Annotated in this window: 10 protein-coding genes and 2 pseudogenes; 2 read left to right on the top strand and 10 right to left on the bottom strand. The window is 45.1% G+C overall.

The genetic code is table 11. From position 1 onward, the window contains the following. Together IM450_RS19175 and IM450_RS19170 are read right to left on the bottom strand one after the other, a co-directional pair. Window positions 1-369: pseudogene (locus IM450_RS19175) on the bottom strand (Rpn family recombination-promoting nuclease/putative transposase); the annotation flags it as partial. Further along, complete coding sequence (locus IM450_RS19170; protein WP_287668726.1) at window positions 366-713, bottom strand: DUF4347 domain-containing protein; 348 nt, start codon at window positions 711-713, stop codon at window positions 366-368. The pseudogene IM450_RS19175 and the gene IM450_RS19170, both read right to left, overlap by 4 nt. Window positions 714-1,117: 404 nt before the next feature. Between IM450_RS19170 and IM450_RS19165 the strand changes: the two genes are divergently transcribed. Then, window positions 1,118-2,125, top strand: a complete 1,008-nt coding sequence (locus IM450_RS19165) for a hypothetical protein (protein WP_287668724.1) — start codon at window positions 1,118-1,120, stop codon at window positions 2,123-2,125. A 114-nt stretch (window positions 2,126-2,239) separates the two neighbouring features. Here IM450_RS19165 and IM450_RS19160 read toward each other — a convergent pair whose 3' ends face one another. Continuing rightward, window positions 2,240-2,512: a hypothetical protein gene (locus IM450_RS19160; protein WP_287668722.1), complete on the bottom strand. Its 273-nt coding sequence runs from the start codon at window positions 2,510-2,512 to the stop codon at window positions 2,240-2,242. Between the two features lie 297 nt (window positions 2,513-2,809). Here IM450_RS19160 and IM450_RS19155 point away from each other — a divergent pair, with 297 nt between their 5' ends. Next, window positions 2,810-3,049: a hypothetical protein gene (locus IM450_RS19155; RefSeq protein WP_002757689.1), complete on the top strand. Its 240-nt coding sequence runs from the start codon at window positions 2,810-2,812 to the stop codon at window positions 3,047-3,049. Window positions 3,050-3,108: 59 nt separating this feature from the next. Here IM450_RS19155 and IM450_RS19150 read toward each other — a convergent pair whose 3' ends face one another. The 7 genes and pseudogenes from IM450_RS19150 to IM450_RS19120 form a co-directional block, all read right to left on the bottom strand. After that, window positions 3,109-4,518 (bottom strand): NAD(P)(+) transhydrogenase (Re/Si-specific) subunit beta, encoded by a 1,410-nt coding sequence (locus IM450_RS19150; protein ID WP_287668718.1) that lies wholly within the window; start codon window positions 4,516-4,518, stop codon window positions 3,109-3,111. After that, window positions 4,515-4,811, bottom strand: coding sequence for an NAD(P) transhydrogenase subunit alpha (locus IM450_RS19145; RefSeq protein ID WP_002733247.1), 297 nt, complete (start codon window positions 4,809-4,811; stop codon window positions 4,515-4,517). Before IM450_RS19145 ends, IM450_RS19150 begins: the two co-directional genes overlap by 4 nt. A 175-nt stretch (window positions 4,812-4,986) precedes the next feature. After that, window positions 4,987-6,135, bottom strand: coding sequence for a Re/Si-specific NAD(P)(+) transhydrogenase subunit alpha (locus tag IM450_RS19140; protein ID WP_002801274.1), 1,149 nt, complete (start codon window positions 6,133-6,135; stop codon window positions 4,987-4,989). A gap of 354 nt (window positions 6,136-6,489) precedes the next feature. Next, window positions 6,490-6,759, bottom strand: a complete 270-nt coding sequence (locus tag IM450_RS19135; RefSeq protein WP_353736975.1) for a hypothetical protein — start codon at window positions 6,757-6,759, stop codon at window positions 6,490-6,492. Window positions 6,760-6,787: 28 nt separating this feature from the next. Beyond that, window positions 6,788-7,210, bottom strand: coding sequence for a PspA/IM30 family protein (locus tag IM450_RS19130; RefSeq protein WP_287668713.1), 423 nt, complete (start codon window positions 7,208-7,210; stop codon window positions 6,788-6,790). A gap of 450 nt (window positions 7,211-7,660) precedes the next feature. After that, window positions 7,661-8,437, bottom strand: a complete 777-nt coding sequence (locus IM450_RS19125) for a PspA/IM30 family protein (RefSeq protein WP_002801277.1) — start codon at window positions 8,435-8,437, stop codon at window positions 7,661-7,663. Window positions 8,438-8,649: 212 nt separating this feature from the next. Beyond that, window positions 8,650-8,967: pseudogene (locus IM450_RS19120) on the bottom strand (PspA/IM30 family protein); the annotation flags it as partial. Window positions 8,968-9,107: the final 140 nt, after the last annotated feature.

Here is a 9,107-nt window from a genome sequence, read left to right as displayed (position 1 = left end):
ATTTACTCGTTCATCTCCTAATATAGCGAGACTGATAACTGGTTTCTGATACAAATCAAAGGCACGATAGTTATAAATATACATCCTCTGAGGGAAATTTTCTTCGTATTGGCTTTGAATTTCAATATGAATCAAAATCCAGACTTCTTCACCCCTGAGTAACCAGACTTTATAAAGTTTGTCAGCGAAACGTTTTTTTGTCCTTGCTGAAGCGGTAATCCGTTTGAGTTCTTTTTCTAGGGATTCGGGAGTTTTTGTCCAATCAATTAGTTGGTGAACTTCGGGAAAGAAGAAATGTAAAAATGCTTCAAAATACTCGCTTAATGCTTCTTTCCAGGGTTCATCATAATTGGCGGTTGTTGGGTTCATTTGAGTTGTTTGCTTACTCGTAGGCTGTGAAGCGCGATAGCGTAACGCACCGATTTAATAATAGAGTTGGTGGTGGTAATCTGGGGATTTTGTGGTAAAAAAGCGGATATTTGTTCGATTCCGTCTTGATTGGGAGTGAGAATAACGGTGGCGACTTCTGGAATTACCCCAGCTTGGAGACTTTGATAATCGCTAACACCAGCATCGAGGAAAACTACGGTAGCGGTTAAACGCTGATTTCTCGCACTATTCACCTGATTAGCTTGACTCAAGCCATCAGATTGAGCAAAATTGAATAAAATATCGTCAATAGCAGGAAGAATCGGCAACAGTGAAGAAGTCATGACACTGACAGCAAAGGTTTATTGCTAACAGTTTTAGCCCAACAATCCCCAATTTTTCAATGGTGCTGTAACAAAAATTAAGATTATACAGAAAACGGGTTTCTTTGAGAAACCCGTTTTCTCTGTTGAGAATGTAGGATAAGGACAAGTCGAGAAGGCAGGCAATCAGCTTCGGGAAAATGTCACAGAAACCGCTTATGTTATTTAGCCATTCTTGGGGTGGTCGGTATGATTATCGGAATGGGTGGCGACCTATTTTTCGATTGTTTTTTTTAATTCTCGTCGCTAACATTCCGCAAGTTATAGCCGAACCTTTAGATAAATATTGCCTCTCACCAGTAGAGCGAAAACCCGAGACGAGATTAACATTATCCCCGAATAAAACAGCACGAGTAACAATCCCAATGCGGGGCCAATCGTTGGAGGTAGTCGTCTCCGGTGTCGATACCCTGCTACTGAAACGGAAAGGCACTCCAACGCCTCTGGTATCGGTGAGGGCCCCGCAATACGATTACGGCCAGATTGACGCTCTGGTTTCGACACAAGATGGTTGGCTCTGGATCGATGGAGGACAAATCGATTACATGGCCCGGCTCGATCTGAATGCTAACCCCCCTACCCTTGGTACACCGAAGGCACTTCCCGAACTCTACGAGCGACCCTGCTCGTTTTGGCATCGTTTCTGGGGTAACTGTATCATCGCTCAGGGAGTTTACAGCCAGGCGTTGGATCGCGTATTGATCACTGGTCATCCCGCTACATTTTGGGGACGATCATCCCTCACCACCTTGGAGATCATTGCTGGAAAAGCGAAAGAGATGGGGTCGATCGCACGGGGTGCTAGTCTTGTTTACCCCGTTTATGATGTCCCGCGATTACGAGGTATTTTGCTCAGAGGCATAAAAGATGAGTTGTTCTTTTACGATGGGATTACTGTCACCACCATACTTTCAGGAGAAAGTGCGCGGAGTCGGAACGGTATAACTGGGTGGTACATCGACAGCACTCACTCTGGGAGAACTTTCGTAACTAACGCTGGTCGTTTCCGCGATCCTTTTCTTAGGGAAATAAAAGCAGGGCCACTGGCGATAGCGATCGCTGTTCCCAAGACACTCGCCGGAAGTTGGTTGAGTTTGTTTCAAAAAGTGGATAAGGAGCCGTTGTGGGGAATTACCCGTCAGTCCCTTTTTGTGGAAATACAAGGCACTTTCAAACCGGTCGCTACCGTTCGAGAGGGAGCTTTTCTAGAGGGACCGGCCGGTATCGAACAGTCGTCAGATGGCTCGATCACTTTCACCGTTAAGGACAAAACCACGGGGCGCTCTACCGATTACCTGCTCGCACGCTCCTCTGTGACAGGCCCGTGCGGGATTCGTTTAAATGCCCGAAGACCGATATTGCTCACCCCGTAGTTTTTCCCAGGATAGACATTGCCCACCACCGTTAAATAAGAGTGTGAACTACTCTCGGTTTGTTTCTGGCATTTTTCTTGACCAAAAAACCTAAACCCCTTTCTAGCAAAGCTTTCACTGATATTCAGCTAACCCTAAGTAAATCTCCTTAAGAGCGATCGCATAAGCACCATTCGCCTTTCCTAAAACCTCATCACTGACAACCTCAATCTCAGGAAGTTGAGTGAAATCTCGGCTTTTCCACTGCTGTTGTAGTTCTGTCGCCTTAACCACATCATAACTTGCTCCAAAAGCGGTTTCTAAATTCGCCCAAAAACCATCAGATTGAGCGAAATTGAACAAAACATCGTCAACAGCAGGAAGGCTCGGCAAAAGGGTAGAAGTCATGACATTAACTGCAAAAGTTTATTGCTAACAGTTTTAGCCCAACAATCCCCAATTTTTCAAGACTTCCATAACATAAATTTACAGAAAACGGGTTTTTTCGAGAAACCCGTTTTCTCGATAGGGTTTAAAGATAAATGGGTGGGCAGTGCAGCGGCCTAGGGTTCTGATAAAATATGAAGTGTAACTGGATTAGGCATCGTCCCTGATTGCCGATGCTGACTGGGGATAACTGCCAGGGGTTCTACTACTTAGAAAAAAATTATCAAGTTTGTGTTGATCACTCAAGGAGAAATTTTTATGGAAATATCTCGCCCTAATCAAGCAGAATTAACCGCCGAAGAACAACAGGAACTAGAAAAGTTACGGGCTATTATAGAACAGGCTAGTGTTGATGGCGTGATCACTCAAGGGGAAAGGGAAAGAATCGCCCTAGCTATGAGGTCTGATGGTAAAGTGACCCTAGAAGAATTAGAGTTAGTCAGAACTTTAATTACCGAAAAAGTGAGCAAAGGGGAATTAGTTCTCGATTATCTTTAAACTCTGGAAAATCGGATAAAAAAAAGACGGGGTGAAAACCCCGTCCTATTTGTCAAGAATTATGACAAATCCTTGACTTGTGATACTAATTGTGCTACCACATCTTGAGCGCTACCGAAGAGCATAAAGGTTTTGGGATTGTAGAATAATTCGTTTTCTACCCCGGCAAAACCCGATCGCATACTGCGCTTAATCACGATCGTGTGCTGTGCCTTATCCACGTCGAGGATTGGCATTCCATAAATCGGACTAGCTTTATCGTGACGGGCAGCGGGATTAACCACATCATTCGCCCCAATAATTAAGGCCACATCGACGCGCTCAAACTCAGGATTAATATCATCCATATCGTAGAGTTGCGGATAGGGAACATTAGCTTCGGCCAGTAATACATTCATGTGTCCTGGCATTCTTCCTGCGACGGGGTGAATAGCATATTTAACCTCAACGCCATTTTTTTCCAACTGTTCAGCCAATTCTCGCACTGCGTGCTGTGCTTGGGCCACTGCCATGCCGTAACCGGGTACAATCACCACAGAACGCGCATAACCGAGCATCATGGCCCCTTCTTCTGAATCAATAGCATGAACCGATTTATCAAGGCTAGAAGTGGCGCTCGCTTCGCCCCCAGCACTAGCACCTGTACCAAATGCCCCAAATAGTACACTAGCCAGCGATCGATTCATGGCTTTACACATGATCTGAGTCAGGATAATCCCCGACGCACCCACCAAAGCACCAGCGATGATCAGCATACTATTCATCAGGATAAAACCGACCACGCTGGCGGCAAGTCCCGAAAAAGAGTTTAAGAGGGAGATAACCACGGGCATATCGCCGCCGCCGATGGGAAGCACGAATAAAGCCCCGAAAATTAAGGAAAGTGCCACCAAGGTCAGGAAAACATCGATCGAGGTGGGATCAAAAAAGAGATAGACACTACCCCCTAAAAAGGTGAGTAGCAAGAGAATGTTAAAGGGTTGTTGGAAAGGAAAAGTTACGGGGGCGCCACTGATTAATTCCTGTAATTTGGCAAAAGCGAGGACACTACCGGTAAAAGTGACACCACCGATCAATACACCCAAAATAGCGATCAGTATCGAGTCAAAGGCAATATTTTCACCACTTTGCAGTAAACGCCAATATTCGCCCATGGCAATTAAAGCACTGGCAGCACCGCCTAAACCGTTAAAAATCGCCACCATTTGGGGCATAGCTGTCATCGGGACTTTTTGCGCCGAAACTAGACCGATAATTGAGCCAATCACCAACGCCACGGCGATTAAACCATAGCTGAGGATTTCTTGATTGATTAAGGTGGCAATAATGGCGATTAGCATCCCGATGGCAGCCAGAAAATTGCCTTGACGGGCGGTAGCGGGGGAAGATAATTGTTTAAGACCGATGATAAATAAAATGGCGGCGAGTAGATAGGATAACTCGATCCCTGTGATAAGGGCATTATTCATGATTTAGCCTCTTTTTTCTTGAACATTTGCAGCATTCGATCGGTAACGACAAAACCACCGACCACGTTAACCATCGCCAAAATAACGGCAATTAACCCTAAAATTACGGTTAATTCGTGCCAATCCGTGCCTCCGGCGATGAGGAGCGCACCGACAACGGCGATACCTGAAATTGCATTCGCTCCCGACATCAGGGGTGTATGGAGAGTGGGAGGAACTTTGTTAATCACCTCGAAACCGACAAAGGAAGCGAGGACAAATACCACTAAAGCGGTTAAAAGTTGGGCAGTCATTGGTTAAAGAAATAGGGGATAGGGTGTGGGGATTGGGGAAGTGGGGATTGGGGAAGTGGGAATTATGAATTATGAATTATGAAGTGGGAAGTGGGGAGAACAAAGCTGCCTTCTGACTCCTGACTCCTAACTCCTAACTCCTGACTCCTGACTCCTGCCTCCTGAATCCTGATAGCTAAAAAGCGGATAACTGTTCACTGAGGGCGGATTTAATGCGTTGGTTGCGGATTTCGCCAGCGTGGGTGACACAGGCACTATCAATGATGTCATCGGCAAAATCGAGGTTTAAACTGCCCTCTTTGCTGACTAGAAGCTGTAGCAGCATTTGCAGGTTTTTGGCGTACATCTGGCTGGCATTGGTGGCCACTGTGGCAGGAAGATTAACGGCTCCGACGATTTTTACCCCATTTTCGATGATTTCTCGTCCCGGTTGGGTGTAGGCGCAATTTCCGCCCTGTTCCGCCGCTAAATCAACGATTACCGACCCCGCTTTCATGGTGGCGATCATTTCTTTGGTGACTAGCAGCGGGGCCTGTTTCCCCGGTACTTGGGCGGTGGTGATCACCACATCAGCCCGCTTAATTGGTTCCGTTAGGGCTTGACAAATGCGCTCCTGTGTGCTAAGAGAAACCTCTTTGGCATAACCGTTATCGGCGACGGTATCTTCTTCTAGGGGCATTTCAATAAATTTCGCCCCGACACTCTGTACTTCTTCTTTGACTTGGGGACGAATATCAAAAGCCTCCACCACTGCCCCCAAACGGCGGGCGGTGGCGCAAGCTTGCAATCCGGCAACTCCTGCCCCCAATACCAGCACCTTGGCTGGGGCGATCGTACCGGCGGCGGTAGTCATCATCGGGAACATTTTCGGCAGCTCAACGGCGGCGAGGAGTACCGCTTTGTAACCGGCGAGGTTAGCCTGAGAGGAGAGGGCATCCATACTCTGGGCGCGACTACTGCGGGGAATTAATTCCATGCTCAAAGCTGTAATCCCGCGCTCGGCTAATTTGGCAATGCGCCGGGGTTGCCGCAGGGGATCGAGAAAGCCGATGAGGATACCACCATTTTTCAGGCGATCGATCTCGCTATCGCTAGGAGGGACGACTTTGAGAATAATATCAGCAGTTTCATAGATATATTCGCTGTTTTCGCTCAGGGCGGCTCCCACGGCACTATAGGCACTATCGGCAAAGTTAGCGCTAATTCCCGCCCCATTTTGGACCATTACCTCAAATCCCGCCTTGACTAAACGGGCGACGGTATCCGGCACTAGCGCCACCCGCGCCTCGCCTTGGTCACTTTCTTTGATTACGCCGATTTTCATGGCTGGGTTTCTCCTTAGTAAGTCCTTCTCTTGTCTTATGCTGTTAGGGTAAGGGTTTCGTTAAATGCGATCGATCCCTTGGGATAATTTCGAGTCAAAATTGCTTTTCACTTCCATCCTAGCTATCCTCACCTTTCTGGCTCTTTTTCGGGCTGAATCTTAGGATTATCTTCAGAATTAAAGGGTTTTGAGCGGCATTGTTTGGGATTTTTTTCTAATGATGAGGTACGAATTTTTTATTCTGGGAAACGCCAAAACGGTTAACATTAGCCAGTCTTCGGTCTTAGATACCAGATTAGGCTATACTTCATATTGATGAGAAGGGCTGTAATACGTCTCGACAATCTCAAAGTTTTACAGTTCTTTTAACTTCGATCGCAATTCCTCTAATTCTGCATCTACTGCTGAATCCTTGAGGGTGGGTGGATGGGCAGTGTTACCCAGTAACATTTGTGCTTTTAGCAGTGCTAATTCATCATCCACATCGCTACTCGCTTCTAGTCCAACGAATACCCGTTCGGCTCTCCCAGGTTTGGTGGGTAAAATGTATTCTAAGATACAGTCTTGGGGCAGTGAGTGGAACGAACCACAGAGACACAAAGGACACAAAGATCGATCGATCATAGAGTAAGTTAAACTTATCACACAGAATCTAGAAGAACCCCCGTTCCATGTCGCTAGGACTCAATTCACCAATCGCTTGACTACTGGATTCTAACTGCATAAATTTTGCTTCCATGCGCTCAAAAGCTGAAGGGTAAATAGTATCTATACTGCCGAGACTTTGTTGGTTAATCTTTCTTTCTAAAATTGGCAATTTTTCTTTCAGTTTATCAACTTGGATATTCAGTTTTTCCAGTTGATTTTTAATAATATTTGCGGTATTAATGTGATGTTTTTTCTTTATATTAGCTTCTTGTGCCAGAGACTCATCACCTTTATCTAGGGCGAGTTTAACTCTTTCTTGCCATTTTAAAACCTCAGCTTGTGCCTGGTTGTACTGTTGTTCGGCTCTTTTTTGTAAGGCAATTACTTCGATAATTGAGGAACGTAAATTAGATAAATCATCCCGCATAATAGTGATGGTTAATTATGACTAGCAATTAAGAAGATGTTAAGTATTTAAATTGCTTGTTGAGATGAGCCAAGAGGCAACACCCCCCCTTGCCCCTAGGGTTAATTCATAGTAGGGTTAATTCATGTTAGGGTTAATTCATAGTAGGGTTAATTCATGTTAGGGTTAATTCATGTTAGGGTTGATTCATAGTAGGGTTGATTCATGTTAGGGTTAATTCATGTTAGGGTTAATTCATGTTAGGGTTAATTCATGTTAGGGTTAATTCATGTTAGGGTTAGTTCATAGTAGGGTTGATTCATGAATCAACCCTACCCCGACGTCGGAGGAGAGAACTAATCTAAGGATAGGCGGTTAAAATGCGTTTTAGCTTATTCCCTATCTCAACAACAAAATTAATTAATAACTAGAGACGTACCGTAGATGGTACGTCTCGACGCTCTCAAAGTTTTACAGTTCTTTCAACTTCGATCGCAATTCCTCTAATTCTGCATCCACTACCGAATCCCTGACGGTGGTTGCTTGGGGTAAAGTGGGTTGACTAGAAGTTGTGCTGGGGGGTAATACTCCCCCGGACATTTGTGCTTTTAGCAGTGCTAATTCATCCTCCACATCGCTACCTGATTCTAGGGCAGCGAATTGACGTTCCATGTCGCTACCAGTGATTTCACCGATCGCTTGACTACTGGCTTCTAACTGCATAACTTTTTCTTCCATGCGCTCAAAAGCATCCACGGAACTACTGGTATTGATACTGCCAAGGGTTTTCTGGATTTGTTCGTTAGCTTTTGCGGCTCTGGAGCGAGCTACTAACATATTTTTCTTGGTTTTTGCCTCAGAAATCTTACTTTCGAGCGCGATCAAGTTTTTTCTCAGACTATCTACCTGTACCGTTTGCTGATCCAGTTGATTTTTGAGAATGGCGGCGGTTTCCGTGCAATCTTTCTTGCGTTTAAGAGCTTCCCGAGCGAGAGTTTCATCCCCTTTAGAAAGGGCTAATTTGGCTCTTTGTTCCCATTTATTGGCTTCTGACTGGTCTTTGCTGTATTTTTGTTCCGTTTGTCGTTGTTCTGCGATCGCTCTAGCAACCGCTTGACGTACCTGTACTAGATCCTCTTGCATATCACTGACAGCTTGCTCCAGCATTTTTTCTGGATCTTCAGCCTTGCTCACCATATCATTGAGGTTAGCTCGGACAACTCGGCTAAGGCGATCGAATAAACCCATGACGCTCTTGTTCCTCTCGGTGTGTACTAAATCAGTTAACTGTTCTTAAAATTTCCCATCTTGCCTAACGGCTCATTCTCTAATATAAACCACGGGAGCTAGGATAGGGGATAGGAGTTAGGAGTCAACAGTCAAGAGTCAGGAGACAGCTTTTTTTCCCCACACCCTACACCCTACTTCATAATTCATAATTCATAATTTATAATTCCCTATCACCCATCCAAGTTTTCTTGTTTTAACTTGAGTAATTCCGCTTCAATTTGTTTTTGTCCCTCCAAATCTTGGAATTGTCGCTCTAAGGGGTCTTTATACTGGATTAAATCGGCTTGGGATTCGGCTTCTAGGACTTTTGCTTCTAATTTCTCGAAAATAGTTCCCATCTGACTGCTGTTCAAACTGCCCATAATTTCTTGGGCTTTTTGACTGGCACTCGCTGATCGCAATCTGGCCACATAAAGGCTTTTCTGTGCTTTCATCTCAGCATATTTGCGTTCAATTGTCAAGAGTTCTTTCTTTAATTTTTGTATAACTGGACTTCCCCGTTGACAAAAGGCCATAACCTGTGCTGTAGAAGGGATTAAGAGAATTTACAGCACCCCGTTACTGGGTACAAATCAGGGAAACTCCCAATAAATCTAACGCTTTTTGTTGCAGTTGGGTCGGTCGAGTT

Source organism: Microcystis sp. M083S1 (assembly GCF_020246405.1).
GTDB lineage: Bacteria > Cyanobacteriota > Cyanobacteriia > Cyanobacteriales > Microcystaceae > Microcystis > Microcystis aeruginosa_C.
The sequence above is the reverse complement of the archived record's forward strand: the minus strand, read 5'-3'. Positions and strand labels throughout refer to the sequence as shown.